22 protein-coding genes are annotated in these 24,481 nt (G+C 57.4%); 16 read left to right on the top strand and 6 right to left on the bottom strand.

Annotated features, from left to right (window positions below):
- Positions 1 to 381 precede the first annotated feature (381 nt).
- Together AB1772_10195 and AB1772_10190 are read right to left on the bottom strand one after the other, a co-directional pair.
- The gene (locus AB1772_10195) at positions 382 to 1,572 is read right to left on the bottom strand and encodes a thioredoxin family protein (protein ID MEW5796714.1); all 1,191 of its coding nucleotides are present in this window, start codon (positions 1,570 to 1,572) and stop codon (positions 382 to 384) included.
- Positions 1,569 to 3,308, bottom strand: coding sequence for a glutamine--tRNA ligase/YqeY domain fusion protein (locus tag AB1772_10190; protein MEW5796713.1), 1,740 nt, complete (start codon positions 3,306 to 3,308; stop codon positions 1,569 to 1,571). Before AB1772_10190 ends, AB1772_10195 begins: the two co-directional genes overlap by 4 nt.
- 168 nt (positions 3,309 to 3,476) lie before the next feature.
- Here AB1772_10190 and AB1772_10185 point away from each other — a divergent pair, with 168 nt between their 5' ends.
- From AB1772_10185 to AB1772_10140, 10 genes are all read left to right on the top strand, one after another.
- A complete protein-coding gene (locus AB1772_10185; protein ID MEW5796712.1) occupies positions 3,477 to 4,169 on the top strand; it encodes a response regulator in 693 nt (230 codons plus the stop codon).
- Positions 4,166 to 5,944, top strand: coding sequence for an ATP-binding protein (locus tag AB1772_10180; GenBank protein ID MEW5796711.1), 1,779 nt, complete (start codon positions 4,166 to 4,168; stop codon positions 5,942 to 5,944). Before AB1772_10185 ends, AB1772_10180 begins: the two co-directional genes overlap by 4 nt.
- Before the next feature lie 168 nt (positions 5,945 to 6,112).
- On the top strand, positions 6,113 to 7,243 hold the full coding sequence (locus tag AB1772_10175) for a putative porin (protein MEW5796710.1): 1,131 nt from the start codon (positions 6,113 to 6,115) through the stop codon (positions 7,241 to 7,243).
- 37 nt (positions 7,244 to 7,280) lie between these two features.
- The gene (locus AB1772_10170; protein ID MEW5796709.1) at positions 7,281 to 8,132 is read left to right on the top strand and encodes a phosphate ABC transporter substrate-binding protein; all 852 of its coding nucleotides are present in this window, start codon (positions 7,281 to 7,283) and stop codon (positions 8,130 to 8,132) included.
- A 21-nt stretch (positions 8,133 to 8,153) separates the two neighbouring features.
- Complete coding sequence (gene pstC / locus AB1772_10165; protein MEW5796708.1) at positions 8,154 to 9,125, top strand: phosphate ABC transporter permease subunit PstC; 972 nt, start codon at positions 8,154 to 8,156, stop codon at positions 9,123 to 9,125.
- Positions 9,126 to 9,205: 80 nt separating this feature from the next.
- Complete coding sequence (gene pstA / locus AB1772_10160; GenBank protein ID MEW5796707.1) at positions 9,206 to 10,087, top strand: phosphate ABC transporter permease PstA; 882 nt, start codon at positions 9,206 to 9,208, stop codon at positions 10,085 to 10,087.
- A 73-nt stretch (positions 10,088 to 10,160) separates the two neighbouring features.
- Positions 10,161 to 10,904: a phosphate ABC transporter ATP-binding protein PstB gene (pstB, locus tag AB1772_10155; GenBank protein ID MEW5796706.1), complete on the top strand. Its 744-nt coding sequence runs from the start codon at positions 10,161 to 10,163 to the stop codon at positions 10,902 to 10,904.
- A gap of 15 nt (positions 10,905 to 10,919) precedes the next feature.
- A complete protein-coding gene (gene phoU / locus AB1772_10150; GenBank protein MEW5796705.1) occupies positions 10,920 to 11,579 on the top strand; it encodes a phosphate signaling complex protein PhoU in 660 nt (219 codons plus the stop codon).
- Positions 11,580 to 11,716: 137 nt separating this feature from the next.
- On the top strand, positions 11,717 to 12,799 hold the full coding sequence (corA, locus tag AB1772_10145) for a magnesium/cobalt transporter CorA (protein ID MEW5796704.1): 1,083 nt from the start codon (positions 11,717 to 11,719) through the stop codon (positions 12,797 to 12,799).
- 19 nt (positions 12,800 to 12,818) lie between these two features.
- The gene (locus AB1772_10140) at positions 12,819 to 13,733 is read left to right on the top strand and encodes a YihY/virulence factor BrkB family protein (GenBank protein MEW5796703.1); all 915 of its coding nucleotides are present in this window, start codon (positions 12,819 to 12,821) and stop codon (positions 13,731 to 13,733) included.
- A 183-nt stretch (positions 13,734 to 13,916) separates the two neighbouring features.
- Here AB1772_10140 and AB1772_10135 read toward each other — a convergent pair whose 3' ends face one another.
- Entirely contained in the window at positions 13,917 to 14,255 is a 339-nt protein-coding gene (locus tag AB1772_10135) for a hydrogenase maturation nickel metallochaperone HypA (GenBank protein ID MEW5796702.1), read from the bottom strand.
- A 403-nt stretch (positions 14,256 to 14,658) separates the two neighbouring features.
- Here AB1772_10135 and AB1772_10130 point away from each other — a divergent pair, with 403 nt between their 5' ends.
- From AB1772_10130 to AB1772_10120, 3 genes are read left to right on the top strand one after another with little or no spacing between them, the layout of a single operon-like run.
- On the top strand, positions 14,659 to 14,994 hold the full coding sequence (locus AB1772_10130) for a helix-turn-helix domain-containing protein (protein ID MEW5796701.1): 336 nt from the start codon (positions 14,659 to 14,661) through the stop codon (positions 14,992 to 14,994).
- 41 nt (positions 14,995 to 15,035) lie between these two features.
- A complete protein-coding gene (locus AB1772_10125; protein MEW5796700.1) occupies positions 15,036 to 15,452 on the top strand; it encodes a DUF1801 domain-containing protein in 417 nt (138 codons plus the stop codon).
- 3 nt (positions 15,453 to 15,455) lie between these two features.
- Positions 15,456 to 15,647 (top strand): YdeI/OmpD-associated family protein, encoded by a 192-nt coding sequence (locus AB1772_10120; protein MEW5796699.1) that lies wholly within the window; start codon positions 15,456 to 15,458, stop codon positions 15,645 to 15,647.
- Positions 15,648 to 15,657: 10 nt separating this feature from the next.
- Here the strand turns inward: AB1772_10120 and AB1772_10115 are convergent, their stop codons facing one another.
- Positions 15,658 to 16,956, bottom strand: coding sequence for an NAD(P)/FAD-dependent oxidoreductase (locus AB1772_10115; GenBank protein MEW5796698.1), 1,299 nt, complete (start codon positions 16,954 to 16,956; stop codon positions 15,658 to 15,660).
- Positions 16,957 to 17,175: 219 nt separating this feature from the next.
- Here AB1772_10115 and AB1772_10110 point away from each other — a divergent pair, with 219 nt between their 5' ends.
- The 3 genes from AB1772_10110 to AB1772_10100 are packed head-to-tail and all read left to right on the top strand — an operon-like array spanning position 17,176 to position 20,134.
- Positions 17,176 to 18,333: an NAD(P) transhydrogenase subunit alpha gene (locus AB1772_10110; GenBank protein MEW5796697.1), complete on the top strand. Its 1,158-nt coding sequence runs from the start codon at positions 17,176 to 17,178 to the stop codon at positions 18,331 to 18,333.
- The gene (locus AB1772_10105) at positions 18,330 to 18,734 is read left to right on the top strand and encodes an NAD(P) transhydrogenase subunit alpha (GenBank protein ID MEW5796696.1); all 405 of its coding nucleotides are present in this window, start codon (positions 18,330 to 18,332) and stop codon (positions 18,732 to 18,734) included. Before AB1772_10110 ends, AB1772_10105 begins: the two co-directional genes overlap by 4 nt.
- Positions 18,731 to 20,134 (top strand): NAD(P)(+) transhydrogenase (Re/Si-specific) subunit beta, encoded by a 1,404-nt coding sequence (locus AB1772_10100; GenBank protein MEW5796695.1) that lies wholly within the window; start codon positions 18,731 to 18,733, stop codon positions 20,132 to 20,134. Before AB1772_10105 ends, AB1772_10100 begins: the two co-directional genes overlap by 4 nt.
- A 476-nt stretch (positions 20,135 to 20,610) precedes the next feature.
- Here AB1772_10100 and AB1772_10095 read toward each other — a convergent pair whose 3' ends face one another.
- Both AB1772_10095 and AB1772_10090 read right to left on the bottom strand, forming a co-directional pair.
- Positions 20,611 to 22,545, bottom strand: a complete 1,935-nt coding sequence (locus AB1772_10095) for an FG-GAP-like repeat-containing protein (GenBank protein MEW5796694.1) — start codon at positions 22,543 to 22,545, stop codon at positions 20,611 to 20,613.
- Between the two features lie 231 nt (positions 22,546 to 22,776).
- The coding region (locus tag AB1772_10090; GenBank protein ID MEW5796693.1) for a hypothetical protein at positions 22,777 to 24,481 on the bottom strand (1,705 nt) is incomplete at its 5' end.

The following is a 24,481-nucleotide window of genomic DNA, read 5'->3' as shown; positions in this document are numbered from 1 at the left end:
TTGAGCCCGACCTTGTCCCGCTGCGCGGGACAGGTCGGGCGGTGACCTGACGCCGTGAGGGGATTCGTGGTGGACGAGGACGTCCACCACGCACGGAATCTTCACCCACCCCAAGGGGTGGGGCACCCAGGGGTCCACCCGGCACGTGGTCACCACCTACCGTTCGCCGCAGGCGGAGTGGGGTACCGGAAAGATTCTGACAAAAATCGACAGACATATTTTAATAATCGGCCATACTGCACAAATGTTCAGTAGTACGATAAGCCCGCCCCGCCCCCATGTCAATAACATCCTGTAAGCTATTGTTTAATCAGAAGATATCAGCACGAGCCCGACAGAACGGAACGGTCGAAAAAGCTCCTGGCGAGCAACGCTGTCGGGCTACCGGCCGGCCCGCCAGTCATCGAGCTTCTTTTCAAACCAGACCGCAGTCGGGTCCAGGGCAAGTGATTCATTGGCGAGTCGCACGGCCTCGCTGGTGTTGCCGCGTGCGTAGCAGATTTCAGCCAGCAGGCGAAGATGACTGGCGCGGAACTTGTCGCCGGTGGCCTGTTTGGTCGCAAGACGAACGTAATACTCGGCTTCACCGAGATTGATATTACGCCGGAGACACCACTCGCCGAACTGGAAGTAACGCGCCGGGTCCTTCTCCCAGCCGTCGCCCATAGACTGCTTCCTGACCGATATCGCCTCGGCGCTGTCGCGGAACACATGCAGAGCATAATCGGCCAGAAGGTCGCGATGAAGATCGATCCCGTCCTTGTCTTTGCGGTTGGCCGTCGCCTCCATACCGGCCATCAGATACTTTTCAAGCCGATTGGTATGGCCGGTTCGACGGGCGACATTTCCCATCATCTGTGCCAACATCCCGAGATTGGCGGTGTTGGAGGATTTTTTTGCCAACACCGCGTCGGCCGCTATTACGAGGCTGTCGAACGGCAACAGTGAATTCCAAACCGCCTCGGCGGTCACGCTGAAATATCGAAACGAGAGATCAAGCCCCTGACCCTGAAGAAGCTGAAGCTCGCGGACATATTCGCGGGCGGTCAGGTACTCCTGAGTCTGAGTAAAATACTCGGCCAGAAAAAACGCATCGGCGACTGTCGGAGCTTTGCGGAACCTCGCGATTCTCTCGTCAACTGTGGTCCGATCTGCCATCGCCTGATTGAACGACGCTATAAACCGATCAGCTCCGGTATAGCCGGTCCAGCGCGAGATGACCTTTCCCTCGGCGTTCATTAACACAAACACGGGGTAGTAGATTCCTACCTTGTAGGTCTCCGAGAGTTGGGTTCCCTCGCCCTGAAGCACGCTCAGGCTGATGTGCACGACTTTGTCGAGCGCGGCCTTGATAGCCGGAACCGATTGCTGGTCTTTCTTTGCTTCCTGACAGTATTCGCAATCATCGCGATTGAATTCGAGAAGAACCGGCTTGCCGGTCCTGACAGAGACCGTTTTCGCATCGTCAAAAGTCTTCGCTTCTTGAGCGAGCAGCCCGCTTGTAGTCAAACTCAGGAAAGTCACGAACAGAGTCAGTTCGAGAAGTTTCGCTGTTCGGCCGCCTTTGTTCACGATTGCTCCGCTCTCTGAATCTTGACCCAGGTATCGCGCAGGGTTACGGTGCGGTTGAATACCGGCCGGCCCGGCTGCCAGTAGCGCGTATCGCCGCAGAAATAACCCAGTCTTTCAAACTGATACCGTAAGCCGGGCTGTGCGTTCCGTAAAGACTGCTCCAGCTTACAGCCCGTGATAACCTGCAGTGAGGCCGGGTTCAAGTATTCCTTGAAGTCTCGACCCTCCTCGATATCGAGCAGGTTTTCTTTAGTAAACAGATTGTCGTAGAGCCTGACTTCCGCGTCGATCGCATGTGCTGCCGCCACCCAATGCAAGGTCGTCTTCACTTTGCGGCCGTCGGGTGCGTTGCCGCCCCGCGTGGCCGGATCATACGTGCAGTGCAGTTCGATAATCTCGCCGGTGTTCTTATCTTTGATTACCGACTCACACTTTATGAAATACGCCCAGCGCAGGCGAACTTCCCGCCCTGGCGCCAGCCGGTAGAATTTCGGCGCCGGGTTTTCCATGAAATCGTCGCGTTCCAGATACAGCACACGCGAGAAGGGAACTTTCCGTGTGCCGGCGGACGGATCCTCAGGATTGTTGACGGCGTCAAGTTCCTCGACCTGACCTTCAGGGTAGTTCGTGATGACCACTTTTAGCGGGTTCAGCACTGCCATTACTCGCGGAGAGTGCTTGTTGAGATCCTCTCGCACCACGTGTTCAAGGAGGGCGATATCGACTATCGATGCCCGCTTGGCGATCCCAATTACCTCGCAGAACTTCCGTATTGCCTGCGGGGTGTATCCACGACGGCGCATCCCCGACAACGTGGGCAGGCGGGGATCGTCCCATCCGTCCACATGGCCGCCCTCGACCAGTTCGAGGAGCTTGCGCTTACTCATTACCGTATAGGTCAGGTTGAGGCGGGCGAATTCGATTTGCTGGGGATGGTGGACGCCGAGCTGATCGAGAAACCAGTCGTAAAGCGGACGGTGGTCCTCGAAATCGAGATCACAGAACGAGTGGGTGATGCCCTCAATTGAATCCGAGAAGCAGTGCGTGAAGTCGTACATCGGGTAGATGCACCACTTGTCACCGGTACGGTGATGACGGGCGTGCAGAATCCGGTACATCACTGAATCGCGCATATTCAAATTGGGCGAAGCCATGTCGATTTTGGCGCGCAACGTGCGGGAGCCGTCGGGGAATTCGCCCTTTTGCATCCGCTCGAACAGGTCAAGATTCTCCTCGACCGAGCGACCTCGATACGGGCTGTCTTTGCCCGGTTCGGTGAGGGTGCCACGGTACTCCCGTATCTGGTCGGCGCTCAGGTCGCACACGTAGGCCTTGCCCATCTTGATCAGTTGGATGGTGTAATCGTAGAGCTTGTCGAAGTAATCCGAGGCATAGAAGAGCTTGTTTTTCCAGTCGTAGCCGAGCCAGCGGATATCCTGCTGGATCGCCTCGACATACCTCGTATCCTCTTTTACCGGGTTGGTGTCATCAAACCGAAGATGATAGACCCCACCGTAGTCCTCCGCGATTCCGTAATCGATGGTAATCGCCTTGGCGTGGCCGATATGAAGGAAGCCGTTCGGCTCGGGGGGAAAGCGGGTAACCACCCGCCCGCCGTTCTTGCCCGCCTTGATATCCGCCTCGACTATCTGGCGCACGAAATCAAGCGACGGTTTCGCCTCGGCAGCCTTTTCCGGCTTGCCCTCCGGTTTCTTCTTTGCCTCTTCCTTGTCCACGGTGCAACCTATTCTAATTGATACGGTGTTACTCAGGAGCGAATTTGTGGTCGGAGACCTTTGTTGGCAACAACAAAAGGACCGGATAGGTGTTTCTTGCCTTGGCGCTCAGGGCAGCATATCTTCTGGCCGCGTAACAGGCAGGCGTGGCCCAGCCGCGGAGCTGAGTTGGGTAGAGAGACGATACTAATAATCGAGGACGAACCGGATCTGGTCGATCTGGTCGTTTTCAATCTCGAGCGTGAGGGGTTCCATGTGGTCGCGGCTCGCTCCGGCGAAGACGGACTGAAGCTGGCGGCCGCTCGCAGGCCGGCTGCGATTCTGCTCGATTTGATGCTCCCCGGGCTTAGCGGCCTGGATACCTGCCGGCTGCTTCGCTCCAACGAGCAGACCAGCCGGATTCCTATCATCATGATGACCGCGCGTTCCGAAGAGATTGATATCGTTACCGGCCTCGAGGTCGGCGCCGACGATTACGTCACCAAACCATTCAGTCCCCGAGTTCTTGTGGCGAGGGTGCGTGCCGCGCTGCGCCGCCGGCGGGCCGGGGAGATCGGAGACCAGGTAGTGCTGGATGTGGGGAGGCTCAGGATCGACCTGGCCAAACACCAGGTCACTTATGAGGACAACCCGGCCGATTTGACCCACACCGAATTTCATCTCCTTAGCACGATGGCCCGTCGGCCCGGCTGGGTATTTACGCGGTCGCAGCTTATAGACTCGCTGCACGACGGTCTGCACGTCGTCACTGATCGGGCCATCGATGTACAAATCGCGAACCTGCGCAGGAAACTGGGGCCAGGCGGCGACCTGATTGAAACTGTGCGCGGCGTAGGCTACAGGGTACGGGAGGAGCAATGAGTGGTCGCCGCTTGATCTGGCGAGTGCTGCCGTACTTTCTGCTGATCATAGTTATCTCGATTGCCGTTGCCGCGGGGTATGCGTCGCGTGAGATGCGCGAGCTCTATTTCGCGGAGATCTCGTCCGCACTGGAGGCACGTGCGAGGATCGTGGGAAACGAAATAGGCCTGGGGCGAGCAGGGTCCACCCAGGAACTTATCCACCGTCGGTGTCGTGAACTGGCCGAGTTATCAGGAGCGAGGATAACCGTTGTCGATATCAGTGGGGTCGTCCTCGGCGACTCCGATAATGATCCCAGCCGCATGGAAAATCACGCTACCAGGCCGGAGATTTCGACGGCGCTTGGGGGCGATGTCGGCGTGGCAAAGCGTTTCAGCAACACCGTGCAGCGGACCATGATTTATGTTGCGGTGCCGGTGCTGGCCAATGGCGAGCTGGTCGGGGTTGTGAGGGCTTCACAGCCGATGGCGGCGCTGGAGCCGGCGTTATCGCCTCTTTACGGGCGGTTGGTGATCGCCGCCGCGCTGGTTGTCGTGGCCGCCACGGTTATCAGCGTTTTCGTGTTTCAACGCCTGACCCGTCCGCTCGTGGTTCTGAAGCAAGGTGCGGAGCGGTTCGCATCAGGTGATCTCAGTTCCAGGCTGCCGGTGCCCGATACCGAGGAGATTGCGGCTCTCGCCGAGGCGATGAACCAAATGGCCGAACAGTTGGACATTCGAATTCGCACAATTATAGAGCAGCGCAACGAGCGTGAGGCCGTGTTTGCTGCCATGACCGAGAGTGTGCTGGCAGTGGATGCCAACGACAGGATCGTGTCGGTCAACCGGGGTGCGATCGATATGCTCGGCCTTGATCCCCAAAAGTCAGTTGGGGAGTCGGTTTTCGGTGTGGTTCGTGTATCGGCCCTGCAGGACTTGATTCGACAGGCCGCTGCCGATACCGGCTCAGTTGAAACTGAGCTTGTCCTCGCAGGAAACGGCGATCGCCATATTCTGGCACGCGCCAACCAACTGCGCGACGCGGCAGGGAAGGTTGTTGGTGTCGTTGTCGTCCTCAATGACATTACCCGGCAAAAACAGCTCGAAAACATGCGCCGTGACTTCGTAGCGAATGTCTCGCACGAGCTGAAGACGCCCATTACAGCGATACGGGGTTCAGTCGAGACGCTGCTTGAGGGCGAAACAGGGAGCGCCGAGGAAAGTCGCCGGTTTCTGGAAATGATCGACAGGCAGTCGCGCCGTATAGGCTGGCTCGTGGACGATCTGCTCTCGCTGGCTCGGATCGAGGACCAGTCCGCGAAAGGCGAAACGCGGTTCAGTCGCCATCCGATCCGTGACATAATCGATTCATCCGTACAGGCCTGTGCCGCTCAGGCAGAGGGTAAGAACATCGCTTTGAAGGTCACCTGCGACCCGGTCCTGCAGGCCGATGTCGATAGGCCGCAATTGGAACAGGCGATCATCAATCTCATTGATAATGCCATCCGGTATTCGGAAAACGGTACCCAGGTCAACATCGACGCCCGAATCGACGCCGGGCAGCTTGCCGTTTCAGTTCAGGATCAGGGGTGTGGGATTGAGCCTCGGCACTTCTCGCGCATTTTCGAGCGCTTTTACCGAGTCGATACCGCCCGGAGCCGGGTATCCGGCGGAACCGGCCTTGGTTTGGCTATCGTCAAGCATGTGGCCCTGGCTCACGGCGGGACGGTCAGCGTTCAAAGCACGCCCGAAGTTGGCAGTACTTTCCGGCTTTCACTGCCAGTTTCCCATTCGTAGCGGTACGCGGGCGACGGTTTCGTACTGTCGGTGGGCGTCACGATCACATCTATCCCTCAGAACCATGAAAAAGAAACGTGGTCTTAACAAGATCTTAACATACCGCCCGTTTTCTGTTGTGAGTGCGAACCTGATGAACCAACGTACCATTGGAGGCTTAGAAGCAGTATGCGGCAACAGATCAAGCGGATGGGCGCCGCGGCAGCGGTCCTGACACTTGCTACGGTTTTCCCTCCGGCGGCCCAGGCTGACAACTGGTGGGAGAAGATTAAAGTCAAGGGCGACCTTCGTTATCGCCACGAGATGCTTGATTTCGGTGACAAAGACCCCCGCAACCGGCAGCGGATTCGCGCGCGCTTGGGTTTCTTTGGAGAAGCATCGCCTTACACCAAAATAGGTATACAACTCTCGACCGGCACCGGCGACCCGGTATCGACTAACCAGACATTGGACGACGGCTTCAGCAACAAGCGTGTCGGTCTGGACCTGGCCTATTTCGAGGCCACTCATCCGAAGCTGCCGGGACTGGCCGTGACCGGCGGAAAATTCTACAACCCGTTTTTCAAACCGGGCCACTCTGAGTTGATCTGGGATTCGGATTGGAATCCGGAAGGCGGGGTGGTCAGGTACGACCGTGATCTGGAGAGCGTCAGCCTCTTGTTTGTAGGCTCAGGCCTTTGGATAGATGAGCGATCCTCGGGCGATGACTCCTATCTGGCGGCCGGGCAGGCCATGGCGCGGGTGCGCCTTAATGAGAAGAATTCCAGCCTCGCTTTCGGAGCCGCTTACTACAACTACGTCAATACGCAAGGGTTTCAGCCGTTTTTCGATCCGGGGGATGCGATGGGGAACTCGGTAGTGGAGCTTGACGATGACGGCGAGACAGTGCTTCTGTTCGCAAGCGACTATGACCTGATTGAGGTGTTTGGCGAGTTTACCCATGAGCTTAACGCGGTTCCGATGACAGTAATGGCCGATTTCGTAACCAACACCGCCGCTGACAGCCTCGAGACAGGTTGGCTGGTCGGCGTAAATATCGGCAAGGCGAAGAAGGCGGGAAGCGTTGACTTCAGATACATTTATCGGAATGTCGAGGCCGACGCGGTCGTGGGGATATTCACTGACTCGGATTTTCGCGATGGCGGCACCGACGGCAAGGGGCATGAACTGGGCGGAAGCGTTCAACTCGCTGACAACACCACTCTTTCCCTGAGTTACTTTATAAACGACTTTGGTCTTGAAACCGAAACGCCCCTGGATTTCAATCGCCTGCAGGTCGACTTACAGTTGAAGTTTTGATCCAAAACCAGTTAACAACTACGCATGAGGACAAACCATGAAGAAACTCGCTTACGTAGGAATAGGGATGGCGTTCTCGGCGGCCCTTTTGGCCGCCTCGGGCAATATCACGGTAAAAGGCTCCGACACGCTGGTCAGGCTCGGCCAGCGCTGGGCCGAGGAGTACATGAAGAAGAACCCCGGAGTGGTGATACAGGTGTCGGGCGGCGGCACGGGCACGGGTATCGCGGCCTTGCTGAACGGCACTACTGACGTGTGCCAGGCATCCCGGGATATGAAAGAAAAAGAATACCAGCAAGCAAAAGAGAAGGGCATCGCGCCGAAGAGGATTTCGGTGGCCCTCGACGGTATCGCGGTCTTTCTGCATGAATCCAACCCGGTGAAGGAGCTGAGCCTGGCCCAGTTGAAGGGCATTTACACCGGAGCAATCTCGAACTGGAAAGAAGTGGGCGGTCCCGATGCCCGGATCGTACTTTATGGACGAGAGAACAACTCAGGAACCTATGCCTTCTTCAAGGAGCATGTTCTGAACGAAGAAGACTATTCCGAGTACACGCAGACATTACCCGGCACGGCGGCGGTGGTAAACGCAGTATCCAAAGACAAGAACGGTATAGGCTATGGCGGCATCGCCTGGGCCACCGGTGTGAGATTTGCTGCGGTAAAAAGGGCGGATGACGCGCCGGCGGTCAGCCCGACAATTGAAACTATAGTAAACGGATCGTACCCGATTTCTCGCGATTTGTACTGGTTCTTCGGCGGCAACCCGAGCGGTGAACTCAAGAAGCTGGTCAATTGGGCGCTGTCGGAAGAGGGCCAGAAGCTGGCCGAGGCCATGGACTACGTTCCGTTGCCGAAAGACAAGGCGATGGCGAACATGATCGAATAGGTAGCTGAGCCGGTCCGGCGCGTGACCAAAGCAATGCAGGCACTACAGTTCAAACCAAAGTCGAGATGGCGTGAGTTTCTTGGCGAGAAACTCATCTCCATGAACGCCTTTCTCGCGCTGGCCGCTATTCTCCTGATCTTTGTCTTCGTTTTCAAGGAGGCAATCCCGCTCTTTACGGATCCGGAGATCAGAGCGGAGGCCGGTCTGGATAAGCTGCTCTTCAAGCAGGAATTCTATGCCGGGCGCGAGGCCAAATGGTCATGGCAGCCTAACTCCGAAGTTCCCAAATACTCGCTGCTGCCGTTGTTTCTCGGAACTCTGAAAGCGGCTCTGGTGGCGATGGTGTTCGCGGTGCCGCTGGGAGTGGGCGCCGCCATCTACACGTCCGAATTCTCATCGAGAAGACTTCGTGAAATAATCAAACCGCTGATCGAGACTCTCGCCGCGATACCGTCGGTAGTTCTCGGTTTCTTTGCCCTGATGGTTCTGGCTACCTGGCTTCAGAACCTGCTCGGCCTGACCTTCCGTCTGAACGCCTTGAACGCGGGTATCGCCCTAGGTTTGGCGGTAGTTCCGATTGTTTTTACGGTTGCCGAGGACGCCATGATGTCCGTGCCGCGCTCGTTAAGGGATGCTGCGGTCGCGCTAGGCGCGAACCCATGGCAGGTATCGTTCACCACGGTGCTTCCGGCAGCCGCGCCCGGCATTGCTGCCGGAGTGGTCCTTGGTTTTGGACGGGCGGTGGGCGAAACCATGATAGTCCTGATGGCGTCAGGCAACGCGGCTATAATCTCGCTGAGCTTTCTGGAATCAGTGCGGACGTTTTCGGCGACTGTAGCCGCCGAGCTGGCTGAAGTTGTATTCGGGAGCGGACACTACACGGTGCTGTTTATGATCGGCTCGCTGTTGTTTCTTTTCACTTTTATTGTAAATCTCGGAGGCGACATTGCACTGAACCGACTCAAGAGACGGCTGCAAGGGAGAACCACGTGAGCAAAACGTCGGCCGAAGTCCCCGAGTCCGCTTCGGCGGTCCCTGTGCAACTGCAATTCAGTCGCAAGACCGGCGGCGCGATGCCGCGCGGCCTGACCCTTGCGGCGGTGATCATAATCGTCGTGATGCTGGCGATCATTATGGCGAATATCGTTATCGGCGGAGCCGGGACGATTAGCTGGGAATTCCTGAGTCGCCCGCCGGAGAGGGGTATGGAAGCCGGCGGTATCTTCCCGGCGATATTCGGAACCGTTGCGCTCGTTCTCCTGATGGTCATTGCAGTTGTTCCGGTGGGCGTATTGGCGGCAATCTACCTCCAGGAGTACACCGACCCCGCGTCACGCCTTACCCGCCTGATTCGCGTCGCGATAAACAACCTGGCGGGGGTGCCGTCGATCGTATTCGGGCTGTTTGGACTGGGATTCTTTGTCGCATTTGTGGGCGGTGGTCTCGACGCTATGCTCTTTTCCGGCGAGGGTCCGGTTTGGGGGCAGCCGGCGATCATCTGGGCGGCCTTCACCCTGGCGATTCTGACGCTCCCGGTAGTGATCGTCGCCACCGAGGAAGCCCTTCGCGCCATTCCAAGAGAATTGCGCGATGCGAGCTATGCCCTCGGAGCCACCAGGTTGCAAACCATTTGGCGTGTGGTGGTCCCACAGGCAATGCCGGGCGTGCTTACCGGCGCTATCCTCGCCGTGTCTCGCGGAGCGGGAGAAGTTGCCCCGATAATGTTCACTGGAGCAGCCTACTACCTGCCGTATCTGCCGACCAAGCTGAACGACCAGTTCATGGAGCTGGGGTATCACATCTATGTGATGGCCACCCAATCGCCGGATGTCGAGGCCACCAAGCCGATCCTCTACGGCACGGTGCTGGTGCTGCTGGTCCTGACTTTCGCCCTGAATTCCGTAGCGATCATGATAAGATCCCGCATAAGAAAGAGCCGCGCCTATGCGCAATGACAGCGGACAAGTGAGCCGACCTGACGGTGCGGTTCTACCCGGCGCGAAAGATCGCCGGCAATCGACCGCCAAGATGACCATCGAGAATCTGAACTTCTTTTATGGCCAGAGCCAGGCGCTGTTCGACGTTTCCGCGGAGATCGAGCGATTTAAGGTTACGGCCCTGATCGGTCCCTCGGGATGCGGCAAGTCGACGTTTCTACGCACACTCAACCGGATGAACGAAACGATTCCGGGTACGCGGATGACCGGCATGGTTTTGCTTGACGATCGTAACATATACGAGGATTTCTCGGATCCGTCGGCGGTTCGCACGCGGGTAGGCATGGTGTTTCAGAAGTCCAACCCGTTTCCTAAGTCGATTTTCGATAACGTGGCATATGGACTACGTGTCAACGGAATCAAGGACAAGCAGGTCATTGTGAATGTGGTCGAGGAATCGCTCCGGCAGGCGGCGTTGTGGGATGAAGTGAAAGACAAACTTGACCACAGCGCGTTGATGCTCTCCGGGGGTCAGCAGCAGCGATTGTGTATCGCCAGGGCGCTGGCTGTCAGACCGGAGGTGGTGCTCATGGATGAACCGGCTTCGGCCCTCGATCCCATTTCCACTGCTAAAATCGAGGATTTGATCGCGGAGTTAAAACAGCGCTATACCATCGTAATAGTAACCCACAACATGCAGCAGGCCGCACGCGTCTCCGACAAAACTGCTTTCTTCTACGAGGGCCACCTGATTGAATTCGGTCCGACTAAACAGATATTCACTAGGCCGCTGATGAAGAAGACCGAGGACTATGTTACCGGCCGGTTCGGGTAACCAAGTGAGGAACAGATGACACGGCACTTTCAAAACGAGATCGAACGTTTGAAAAAGCGAATACTCCACCTGGCGGCGCTGGTGGAGGAATCGCTGCAGAAGGCGGTCAGATCCGTGGTCGACCGCGACCTCGCACTCGCCCAGGGAGTGATCGCCGGCGATGAGGTTATCGATGCGCTGGAAATCGAAGTCGAAGAGGACTGCCTCAAAATACTTGCTTTGCATCAACCGGTGGCCGCTGACCTCCGCTATGTTGTGGCCGTCCTGAAGATCAACAACGATCTCGAGCGAATCGCCGATCTGGCGGTAAACATAGCGGAGCGAGTCCAGGTGCTGGCCACAGCGACGGCGTTCAAGGCGCCTTTCGACCTGGGTCCGATGCTTCATGATTCTCTCAACATGGTGCGTAACAGTGTCGATGCCCTTGTGGCCCACGACGCGGCCCAGGCGCGTCGGGTGAGGGCACAGGATGAGGCGATTGACGAGCACCTGCGATCAGCATTCCGGCTCGGTCAGGACCAAATGCGCCGCCAGCCGGAGAATGTCGAGTACCTGGTTTGCCTGCTGACTGTGGCGCGCAATCTCGAGCGCATCGCCGACCACGCTACCAACATCGCCGAGGACGTGGTGTACATGATCGAGGGAGAGATCGTCCGCCACCGTGGCGATTCCTGACCCACTGACCACAACGCCGTCCGGGCCGTCGCTGGGTTTTTACTTTCTCGCGCAAGACAGGTCGATCTATATTCAGCAAGCCGGCCGCTGCATAGGACCGGCCGGTTCTCACTCGTCGGCGAAGGAGACGGCGTAATATGGGTCGGTTTATTCACAAGGTGTCCCGCAAAGCGGGACTGAGCCCCGGTAGCGTGGTCTATATCGGCCCGGTGCGGGCAGTCAATGTCCACATAGATGTCATGGACTACGATGACTCTCGCCTGGTCGAGCGGCGCCTGTCTGAGTTGTCCGAATGCACAGCGTATCTGGAGACGCCGACCATCACCTGGATTAATGTCGACGGTCTTCACGAGCCGGCAGTCGTGGAGGGTGTGGGCGGGCAGCTCGGCCTGCACCCGCTGCATCTCGAGGATGTTGTCAACACGATGGGTCGTCCCAAAGTCGAGGATACCGACGAGTACGTGTTTGTCATCCTCAAGATGCTGTATCTGAAGGCTGACGAGGGCGAACTTGTGGTGGAGCATGTCGGCGTTGCGTTCGGTCGCGACTGGGTGGTGACATTCCAGGAGCCGGGACGGGACGTTTTCGACGCTGTCCGCCACAGGATCAGGAAAACCGAGCCGAGAAATCGGTTCATGTCTACCGACTACCTCGCCTACGCACTGCTCGACGCGGTCGTTGACAGCTATTTCGCGGTCGTCGAAGACATCGGTGAGCGGATTGAAAGGCTGGAGGATGACATCGCGGATCACCCAACCTCAGAGGGTGCGGCCGCTATACGCGACTTAAGGAAGAAACTCATCCTGCTGCGCAAAGCTGTCTACCCGCTGCGTGAGGTGGCGGGCGGGCTGGAACGAGTCGAATCAGGGCTGATTTCCGATTCCACGCGGCCTTATCTTCGCGATCTATACGAACACACCGTCCAGGTGATTGACACAGTTGAGATGCACCGGGAGATGTTGTCAACCCTGCTCGATTTGTATCATACGGGGGTGAGCAATCGCCTGAATGAGATCATGAAGATTCTGACAATCATTGCCACCATTTTCATCCCGCTCGGCTTTCTGGCCGGCGTGTACGGAATGAATTTCGACCGGGAAGCCGGTCGGTTCAACATGCCGGAGCTTGGCTGGCCGTACGGATATCTGATGTTCTGGGGCCTGGCAATAGCGGTCGGCGGCGGATTGTTATGGTTTTTCAGGCGCAAGCGATGGCTTTGACCTCAGCGGATGGCGTAGCGTGAAGGGAAAAGCGAGCGAACCGACCCGGTTCCGGGAACTATTAAAGCGACTGAAGCTGTTCGGGCGCTGGCTGTGGTACTATGTGCATGGCTTGTGTATCCGTCTCGACGAGCACCACGCGTTTCTGATGTCCGGCGGGTTGGCGTTTTCGTTGTTCGTCTGCACGGTGCCGCTCCTGCTGGCGGTCTCGGCGGTGCTGAGCGGATTCTTCGACAGCCCGTCGGTTGTACGCGAGATTCATTACTTGGTCGAGCGCCTGGTGCCCTATCCTGAATACGCCGCCGCTGTCAAGCAGTTCATAGGGGAGAGACTCGAGCGCATGGCCGATGTCAAACAGGTGGTGGGTGTCGTTGGTCTGGTCGGGCTCCTGTTTGCGGCTAGCGGGCTTTTCAGCAGCCTGCGAACCATTTTGAAAGCGGTGTTCCGAAATGTACGAGGATCATCGGTCGTTGTCGGCAAGTTGTGGGACCTGGCGCTGATTGTGATAATACTCAGTTTTTTTGTGCTCTTAATCGTAGCCCTTCCCGCGCTCGAAGCTGCCACCGAGCTATCGGAACGGGTCGAGTGGCTCGGTAAACTGCCGGAAAGCGCGGCGTCCGGAATAGGTATGTGGCTGGTGTCCCTGGTGACCCTGACAGTTGCCTTCTCGGCGATCTACTGGCTGGTGCCGGTGCGCAAACCGGCGGTGCGGACAGTCCTTGTCGCCGCTCTATGTGCTTCGCTGCTCTGGCTTCTGGCCAAAGAGTTGTTCGGGTATTACATCACTCACCTGGCGACCATGAAACAATTCTACGGCGTCTACACATTTCTGGTTGTCGCTGCTTTCTGGATTTATTATTCGGCCCTGGTACTGATTGTGGGCGCCGAGATAGGGCAATTGTCGTCGGAGAGAAAACGGGCGGCGTCGAAGTGACCCCTGGAAGCCCACACGCTTGCGAGTGGGAAAGCTATAGCCCTCGCGCAAGACCGGCGGCCCACAGCTTGGTGTGGGTTGTTCGCATTTGAACGGGACTTCTTCTTCAAAACCACTCATGGGTCTAAACCTGCATTGTTCAGGTTGGCGCACGAGGACGTACGCCAACCGCGGCTTTGCCTACTATACCTCCAGATACGTAATGTCGAGCTCATATCCGGATTGGACGTCGATATCGGTCGAGCCGCACTTTGTGCACACAAACCGAAGTTGATCGGCTCGGCTCGAATGACCGCACGAGTGACAGAGTATGCTGGCCGGCACCCACTCTATGTTCAGTCTCGCACCCTCTACGGGCGTGCTCCGGCTGGCGGCGGTAAAGCTGAACGCCAGGGCCTCCGGATCGACTGCGCTGAGCGCGCCAATCCGAAGGCCCACCGTTTTCAGACTGTCACCGGGTCGACGGCTCATCTCTGTCTGGACCCGGTCGATGATAGTCAAAGCGATACTCAGCTCATGCATAGCGTGTATCGAGGTCGTTCCACCGCAAGATGTAAACAATAAGATCGGATTCGTCGATATCGCAACTCGTTCGTTCGAGATCAAACTCGTCCACGGTCACGTCTCTCCTGAAGTCTTGAAGTAGATTTGGGTATCATTCCGGGTTAATTATAATCTTTGCCCCACGGCGCGCAAAGCGTTGACGAAGCACCGGGCGTGTTGTGCTGTCGGGCGACCCTGCACGACAGTCCCGCGACTTACTGGTATCGGCCGGAGCCGACCGACACCACGCCGTGGGTTTTTCAATTGGCCCCGCGCCCTGGAGAAAAGAAAGGGGATCGACCGGGCGAAAGCAATGTCGCTCGTGCGCGGTGGACGTCTCGTCCACCATGGTCTATGCACGCCAGGAGACTTGCTCGTTTCTTTGAAGCCTAGCGCACAGGAAGGCACGTCAGGCGCAATTGCCGGGGCTATCCTCGCACGTACACGGGGCTGCTACACGCCCGCGGTAGCTTTTGAATCGCGCATTTCCTTGCTCAGCCGCGATGGTGTCATCGGTCCGGAACACCTGCCGCAGCACGTGGTCGACGAATCCGCGGGAAGAGTCAAACAGCGGGGACGGTTAAACCGTAGTTTGTCAGAGATTGAGAGCGAGCACATTCATGCTGTGTTGAAAACTCACGGTAACAACCGCACACGCGCAGCCGACGTTCTGGGTATCAGCCCGGTGACGCTGTGGCGGCGGTTGAAGGAGCAGTAAGTGCGATTCGCTCTTCATCTATCGACAAAGGAAGGATGACGATGGGTAAGAAAGATGCGCGGATCGACGCCTATATCGCAAAGTCGGCTGAATTCGCCCGGCCCGTACTGAAGTACCTCCGGACAGTCGTGCACAAGGCCTGTCCCGAAGCGGACGAGACCATCAAGTGGGGATTTCCGCATTTCGAATTCCGGGGCATTCTGTGCAGCATGGCGGCTTTCAAGGAACACTGCACGTTTGGATTCTGGAAGGGTTCGCTTATGACCTGGAACGGCAAGCCGCTGCAACCGGTCGGTGAGACGGCGATGGGGCACCTGGGGCGGATTACGAAGATCGCGGATCTGCCATCTGAGAAGACTCTGATCGGTCTGATCAAGCAAGCCGCGAAGCTGAATGAAGACGGGGTCAAGCCCGCCAAAAAAGCAAAGGCGTCGGAAAAGCCTACTGTCCCGACTTAGTTTATGAAAGCGCTGCGCTCGAACCCACAGGCATTGGCTACATTCAAAGGCTTCTCTCCAAGCCATAAAAGGGAATACGTGGAGTGGATAACCGAGGCCAAGCGCGAGGAGACCAGAAGCCGCCGCATCGAAACCGCACTGAGCTGGCTGGCCGAGGGGAAAACCAGGGAGTGGAAGTACGCGAAAAAGACCTGATAGTGCGCGGCTATTGATCGACTGAATACGTGATTAGCCGCGCGCTTCGGTTGCGCGTGAAATAGTTCCACGCCCACTGGATGAGCACCAGCAGGCGGTTATCGTACTCCACCAGGTACATCAGGTGCACAAACAGCCAGACCAGCCAGGCGGGGTAGCCGGTGACCCGCAGCCATCCGAAATCGGCGATCGCCGCCGCTCGCCCGATAACGGCGAAATTGCCTTTGTTAAAGTAATGATAGGGTGGCGTCGACTTGCCACGAACCCGATTGGCAATCAACTTCGCCACATACCGTCCTTGAGACATCGCTACCGGCGCCACTCCCGGCAGCGGCTGCCCAGTCTGGTGGCTGAAATTGGCGAGATCGCCTAAAACAAATGCGTCCGGATGGCCGGGAACGCTTAGATCGGGCTGCACGATTACGCGCCCGTTTCTGTCCAAGACATCCTCATTGTTTCCGGCAATTACGCGGCCCAGCGGCGACGGCTTCACCCCGGCGCTCCACATTATCGTGCCGGCCTCGATGCGCGATTCTGTTGTCCCCCTCTTAATCGTAACACCGGTGGAGTCGATCTGAGTGACCAGCGACTCGGTTTGAACGGTCGCCCCCAGCCGCGCAAGATCGGCCACCGCGGCTGTGGCCAGTTTCTCCGGAAAGGTCGGGAGTATCCGGGGGCCAGCCTCCAGCAGGATAATACGAGTGCGCGACGTATCGATAGTCCGAAAGTCACGCTTGAGCATGATGTGAGCGATCTCGCCGATTGCTCCGGCGAGCTCTACTCCGGTCGCGCCACCGCCCACAATGACAAACGTGAGCAGGCGGTCCTTCTGGGCGGGATCGTCGGCAGATTCGGCAGCCTCGAAGGCCTGATAGATCCGCCCGCGTATGGCCAGGGCGTCCTCGATCCCTTTCAGACCTGGGGCGAATCGCTGCCAGTCGTCATGACCGAAGAAAGAGTTCTGCGATCCGGTCGCAACAATCAGGCTGTCGTAGGCAATCAGTCGGTCGCGCAGGCGGACCTGTTTTCGTTCGCAGTCGATCTCGGTGACCTCGCCAAGGAGGACGGTGACGTTATTCTGGCGATTCAGTACGCCCCGTAGCGGCGACGCAATGTCGCCGGGCGACAAACCCCCGGTGGCCACCTGGTACAAAAGCGGCTGGAAAAGATGGAAATTCCGTTTGTCGATGAGCGTTATCCGGACCGGCGCTTTTTTCAGGGCCTGGGCGGCGTAGAGTCCGCCAAAACCTCCGCCTATAATGACAACGTGATGCTCCCTGGCAGGGCTTTGGTGTGGGTCTGACGTCACCTGGTGGTTATCCTCAGTATTGTCGGGGTTGAACAATGAATGTTAGTATTACTATCTAACAGCCGCATACCAATCTAACAAGAGGTTTCACCAGAGGTTCGGCGGCATTCGACCCATCCGTTTTTATACTTGATTGTGGGCCGCGCTCGTACATTTTAGGGGCGATGGTTTTAGTACGCAAGAGGTGGTTGTCACAGGAAATCTAACGCGGATTGAGCGGTGGTAGTAGGGTTTGCTAGCGAAATATATCCGGGCGAACGGCGCGTAGCCTTGGTGCCGGCAGTGCTGCCCGGACTGATCAAAGCGAAATTCGAGATTGTGTTCGAATCCGGTGCGGGACTTGAATCCGGTATCACTGATTCCGCCTACCTGGAGCGCGGCGCGCGAGTATTGGCAACGCGACAGGAGGTCATCCATGGATCTGAAATCGTGCTGTACGTGCGAGGTCTGGGAGCGAACCGCGTGACCGGGAAGGCGGATTTCGAATCGTATCGCAAAGGGCAGGTCATCATAGGCATGTTCGACCCGTCGAACTCAACCGAGGAACTAAAACGACTTTCCCAGATCGGCGTGACCGCGTTCGCGCTTGAACTGCTCCCGCGCACAACGCGCGCACAAAGCATGGACGTGTTATCGTCGATGGCCACGGTCGGGGGCTACAAGGCGGTTCTGCTCGCCGCGGACATGCTTCCTAAGATGTTCCCCCTTATGATGACTGCCGCCGGCACGGTTTCGCCCGCCAATGTGTTCGTTCTGGGGGCCGGGGTGGCTGGTCTACAAGCAATTGCCACTTCGAAACGGCTCGGTGCGATAGTCCAGGCGTACGATATCAGGCCGGCAGTGAAAGAGCAGGTGGAAAGCCTCGGTGGGCGGTTTGTGGAACTTCCGCTTGAGACGGGGCAGGCGGAAACGTCCGGCGGCTACGCTAAAGCGATGGACGAGGAGTTCTACCGCCGCCAGCGCGAGCTCATGACTCAGGTACTAATGAAGTGCGAAGTGGTGATATGCACGGCGGCGGTTCCAGGAAAGCGCGCGCCGGTACTCATAACGGCGGATATGGTCAAAGTCATGAAGCCCGGTTCTGTGGTTGTCGATCTCGCCGCCGAACAGGGTGGCAACTGCGAGCTGACCAAGGCAGGGGAGACGGTGCAGGCGGGCGCAGTGACAGTCATTGGTCCGGTCAATCTGGCGTCGGCGCTTCCTTATGACTCCAGCCAGATGTACGCTCGCAACATTACCAATTTTCTGCTTCATCTGGTTGACGACAGCGGCCGACTGAAACTCGACTCCGATGACGAGATCATCCGTGCAACAGTGGCGACACCGAGTCCGGGAGATTCGTCCGGGACACCGCAGACTTCAGGAGACAAGAAGTGAATCGATTTCGACGGCACCCGGTCCTCAGAGCGCTCACCGCTTTGCTGATCGCGTTATTGGCGGCAGCGCCCGCTATCGCTGAGACCGAGTCGGCCGCGAGCGAACCGGCCGCGTCTCACCAGCCGCTCGATTACTGGTCGATGCTCTTCGTATTCGCGCTGGCGACATTTATCGGGCTGGGTGTCATCCGACGCGTCTCACGCCTTTTGCATACGCCGCTTATGTCACTAACCAACGCAATCTCCGCAATCGCCGTAGTCGGATCAATCGTAGTTACCGGCGCTGACTACCCGCCCATGATTCGGCTGCTGGGTGGTATCGCTCTGTTTGCCTCGATGACCAACATTGTCAGCGGCTTCCTGATCACCGACCGCATGCTGAGGATGTTCAAGAAGCAATGATCGACACCGTCCAACAGCTTGCCTATCTCGGCGCGACCATCCTTTTCGTCTTCTCGCTGCACTGGATGAACGATCCCAAGACGGCGAGACGCGCTGTCTACGCCGGCGCTGCGGCGATGGCGATCGCGGTGCTCGCTACATGGATACAGCCTTCGGTGGTAAACCACGGATGGATTGTAGTAGCTATAACCGCTGGTTTTCTTGTCGGCTGGCCGCTGTCCCGTGTGCCGCTGACAGCAGTCCCTCAGCGAACTGCTCTATCGCACGCTTTCGGCGGCTTGGCGGCCGGTCTCGTGGGAACGGCCAAGTACTTTCTATGGCTTGGCGAGGGAGCGGCGGAACTGACTCCGTTTCGTATGGTCGCCATCATCGCGGAGATCATTCTCGGCTACCTGACATTCACCGGCAGCCTCATGGCGGCAGGCAAGCTACAGGAACTACGCTGGATACCTCAGCGGCCCGTCACCTACCCGTTTCAGAATGTTGTCAACATAGGACTGCTGGTGATCGCGGCGGTTATCGGTGTCGTGCTGGTGATGTACCCGTCCGAGCCCTGGTCCAGCAGCGCGTTCCTCGCGATTGTCGCCCTGTCGCTGGTATTCGGTGTGCTGTTCATTATTCCAATCGGCGGCGCGGATATGCCGACAGTTATCTCTATTTTGAACTCCTACGCCGGCCTCTCCGCAGTGGCGATGGGTTTTGTGCTGGATAACAAGCTGTTGATTATTGCCGGCGCGCTCGATGGTTCCAGCGGCTTAATCCTCTCGATCATCATGTGCAAGGCGATGAACCGCTCGTTCACCAACGTGCTGTTCGGTGCATTCGGAAGCGTGCAAAAGTCGGCCGCTACAGGCGAACTGAAGGTCTACAAACAGGAGACTACTGAAGGCGCCGCGCAGATACTCGAGCAGGCCCAGCTTGTCGTTATTATCCCCGGCTACGGCATGGCGGTCGCGCAGGCGCAGCATCGAGTGCGTGATCTTTACGATCAATTGACCAAACGCGGTATCACGGTCAAGTTTGCGATTCATCCGGTGGCCGGACGTATGCCCGGGCACATGAACGTGCTGCTCGCCGAGGCGGATATCCCGTACGACGCGCTGGTCGAAATGGACGAGATTAATTCCGACATGCCGCAGTGCGATGTCGCCCTGGTGCTCGGCGCGAACGACGTCGTTAATCCGGCGGCGCGCTATGACAAATCGACACCGATCTACGGGATGCCCATTATCGACGCGGACAAGGCGCGGATCACGTTTGCGGTCAAGCGTTCTAAGAATCCGGGGTTTGCGGGGATCGACAACGAATTGTATTTCAAGGATCACACCTGGATGCTGTTCGGTGACGCCAAGGCGGTGGTCGGCGACCTGGTCAAACAGCTCTCCGGCGCCGGGCACTAGACTCCACGAGGCGATGTACGTGCGCGGCAGACCTCCCGGTCTGCCCGGTTGGTGATCGTACACGACAATTCTTGTAGGTCGAAACCCCTGCGGTTTCGACATCCCGTTGTGTCAAAACCACGTCTCACGCCTCCGCGTTCGACTCAGGGGTTTTGACCTACAATGCACCTCGCATCGCCAAACAAGAGTCTTGTAGGTCGAAACCCCTGCGGTTTCGACATCCCGTTGTGTCAAAACCACGTCTCACGCCTCCGCGTTCGACTCAGGGGTTTTGACCTACAATTTCTCCCGCAAACAAACAAAAAGGGGCCGGAGTCCTGCTCCGGCCCCATGGCATCCCCCGGTGCATACGGCCTTGCCTTTTCGTAGAGCAGGACCCCCGCGGTCCTGCCATTTTGCTAGCCTTGGAAGCCCTAGCGTTCGGCGGCGGGAGCGCGGGGCTCCCGCCCTACGATAGCCTCCGTAGCGAGACCTCATCACTTCAACAACAGCATCTTCTTCGACTCCACAAACTCACCGGCGGTCAGGCGATACAGATACACGCCGCTCGGTTGGTCGCTCGCGTCCCACAGGGCGCGATGCTCGCCGGCTTCGAGACGCTGCTCAATAAGCGTTGCGACTTTCTGCCCGAGCACGTTGAATATGTCGAGTCGGACATCGGCCGCGACCGGCAGCGCGAACGTGATCTCGGTGGCCGGGTTAAACGGGTTCGGGTAGTTCTGGGCCAAGGCGAAGGTGGAGGGGAGGGGTGATCTCACATCGGGACGCCCAGTCAGTGGTTTCCGGCCCGCCCCGACAATGACCACACAGTCGTATCCCTCAATCGGCGTACCGTCGAGCAGATTGCCTGTGAGGGCAAGCGGAATAATGATCCCATCCTCGACCGGCCCGAGCGCGGCCACAATGGTCGCCTTATCGAACTTGAGTGTCAGGTCAACGTAACCGTCGGCTCCGCTTGTCGTGCATTCACACTCGTCCCATGACCGGTCAGCCGGTGAGGCCACGTCAGCAAACGCGCCTCTAGTGGGCGTGACCCCGGCCAGGCGAACGGTGGTGTGATCAATCGTGGTTACGTCAAAGTCGGCCGCGCCAAGAATAGCGACGGGCAGAACGCTTCTGGTCGCAGCAGTAGCGCCGTCTCCGCCGCTGTTGAATCCAAACTTATCATCGCTGGCATCTACCGCCACCGGAGAGTCCGTGACATTCAGCGGATTCGGACACGAACCGGGTTTGATGTCGAGGGCGACCGTTATCACCGGACGAAAATTCAGGAGGACAGACGTAAGTCCACGATAGTAGTTCGCCACTGCTAGGTCATTGTCGTCATCACCATCAAAATCCGCTCCACATAAGCCCATCGGGGCACCGGCGTATGGGTTCTCTGCGAGTACTACGAAGCCTGCAGGTTCAAACTCACCGGTTCCGTCGTTCTCGAACATAGCAACGCGATAAGTACTTGCAGTAATAGCCAAATCCAAGTCTGTGTCACCATCGAGATCGATAGGACAAATGGAGTGCGCAGTGTATCCAGAGACCGGTACAGATCTTGAATCGAACGAGCCATGCCCGTCATTCATTAGTACCAAGAACCAGTCGTTGTGGCTATTACCACATGCCAAATCTGTAAATCCATCATGGTTCAGATCGCCAGAGTACACACCGTAGAAGTCACCTACAGGGTAGGTTGTGCTTGTGAAAACACCGCTTCCTGAATTCACGAGAACCGTAAGTACCCCTGTAGTCCAGTGGCCGATGGCGATGTCCCAGTCACCATCGCGATCAAAATCATCGGCTGCAAGGCCAGCCGGGTACTGACTAATGGTCAACTCCGTCCAGACTTCGAAATCAGCGGACCCGTTATTCGTGGCAAGAAGTACCTTGCCAGCCGACAATGCGGCTACGGCCAAGTCGTCGAGTCCGTCGCCGTTGAAGTCACCGACACTGAGGCCGGACAATGCTGCTGGCCCACTGGGGAGACCCGTGATTAGGACTTGGTCCCCCTGATTGAAACTGCCTGTGCCATCGTTTACCAGAATTACAACTCGCCCCGAAGTACCAGCCCAGCACTTATTATCGTCGGAAATCGCAAGGTCCATGTCGCCGTCGTAATCGAAGTCACCTGCGACCACATCCTGCGGACAGTTGAGGGCGTATCTGGTCCCTATAGTGAAGCCGCCGCCCCCGTCGTTCCACATCATGTATAGGGACTTGTCATCGAGCGTGACGACCGAATTCAAAACGGCCAAATCGATGTCGCCATCGCCGTCAAAGTCTGCTGAGACGACGTCGATCGGACCAAGCCCCGCGGAGTAATCAGTGCGATCAAACATAAAATCGCCAAGTGCGGCTTCGTTGAACGATAGACTGGCCACACAGAGTAGCCAGACCACATGATACCATTTCTGCCTCATATGACCTCCTTTAGTTAAGGCTCATCGATCTCTGTATAGGATCGAAGGTTTGTCAATGCAGTCACACTTACAGCTGCTTCTTTACGTTAGGGCTTGGTCCAAGAGACAAAGCCGCATGCATGTATGGCTTGAGCTGCGACGTTTCTTTGACTTGCCGAAATGGGCTTGTCCGCTAAGTCCGCCGTGCACTCCACCCAAGAAATAGGTACTAGTGGGCTATGTTGTAGAAAATCAGAATAGGGAGGGGCTTGCTGAGCGCAGCGCTCCCTCACTTATCCACCCCGAATCGGTCCAGTATTTGACCGTGCTGGCCAGTGAATCCAAATATGATGTCCAAACGATGTCTGGCAAACGCCCGTCATTGACGAGCGAATCTCTTACCTTTTGGTATTTGTCTGACGCTCTCACACGGAAAACTCGAAAGCTTGCACTGACGTAGTAATCGAGAATTGCCCCATCGGCTCCCTTTTCAGAGATACTCACTCTTAGGACCGAATCCTCATCTCTCTGTAATAGGTAGGGGTTGTCATAGAGCTCGTTCACACAGAAGTTGACGTCCGTCCGTGGAAAGAGAATGTAGCACAACTGATTTCCGCGCCTCGCTTGGCTGACAGCGGGGTACTGGGAGTCGACATAGGGAGGTGAAACACCGTATGACCCGAATGGGTTGAGGACGAATAGACATGCGCAATCCATCCGATTATTAAAAGACAGAAAACAGAAGCCAGTGTCTTGTAGCACCTTGAAACAATTCCCGTGGGCTCCACTTTGCCCAGCGTTTGTGTACCAGCCTACGAGGTCTCCTCTGGCATTCCAAAATTTGAATTGTTTGTGCGCAGGGTAGGAACGCTCAGCCCGCGACAACACGATGGACCCTCGGTTTGTGTTGATTATGTCTATGTATCCGGCGCCGTAGTATAGGTTCTGCGTTGTTACGACCGGATACTCATCAGGGATGGTACAGCTGCGGCGGAAAAGCTGTCTGCCGTTGTCATCAAATACAAATAGTTCGGCGTTGCCCACACAGGTCGATGATAACTTGGGAGCTATGGCTATCTCGTTCTTACCGTCACCGTCTATGTCACCAACCTGCCACCTTGAATCTGAAGCGAGAAGGTCACAGTCAAATTCGTGATACCAAAGAAAAACAGAATCACGATTCATAGTTTCGAACCCCGCCACCATAAGACTAACGTGTCGCGGATTCCAATCAAACCCCACCCACGCCTTGGGATAGATCAGGCAGACCAGCAGATACGTCAGCCCCAGCAGCAGCGGCACCTGGACTTTGGTCGCGCGGGTGTATTTGTAGGCCTTGCGGGCGACAAACTGCCCCATGCAGACGCGTTCGGCGCGTACGATGTTAAGGTTGTCGATTACGTCGCGAAGGGTCGTCGCGCCCACCAGGTGCAGGCGGCGGCGAGGCCAGGCGCGGGCCAGGTCGTCGAGAAAGGCGCGCGCGGTGTCAAAATTCTTCTGCGGCAGCACCAGGTAGCGGATGGGCGAGAAGAAGGCGCGCTCGATCTTCTTGCGGAGCGTGTAGGCGCTGACCGGGGTGAGACGGCCGCCCGCGTCCACACAACCGGTGAAGGCGGCCTCGAGCGCGATAAACCGCTCGTGTTTGTGAATCTCGGGGCGGAGGAGCTGGGCGTAGGCGACCAGGCCGGCGGCGAGGCCGATTGAATCGCCGGTGAAGACGTGGTCGCTGTCGGTCACCTGGAAGCGGGCGCGGACGAAGCGGGGTTTGGCTCTCTTGTAGGTCGGGATTGGGGTCATCCCGACAGGGGCGGTGTCGGGTTTCTCGCCCGAATGGTCAATGCTCGGAACCCGACCTACATGGGAGACGCTCATGTCGGGACCACGAGGGTCCCGATCTACGGGGGTGGTGTCGGGTTTCTCGCCCGAATGATCAATGCTCGGAACCCGACCTACATGG

The organism is Candidatus Zixiibacteriota bacterium (assembly GCA_040752815.1).
Classification (GTDB): Bacteria; Zixibacteria; MSB-5A5; order GN15; family FEB-12; genus JAGGTI01.
This window is presented reverse-complemented; position numbering and strand designations above follow the sequence as displayed.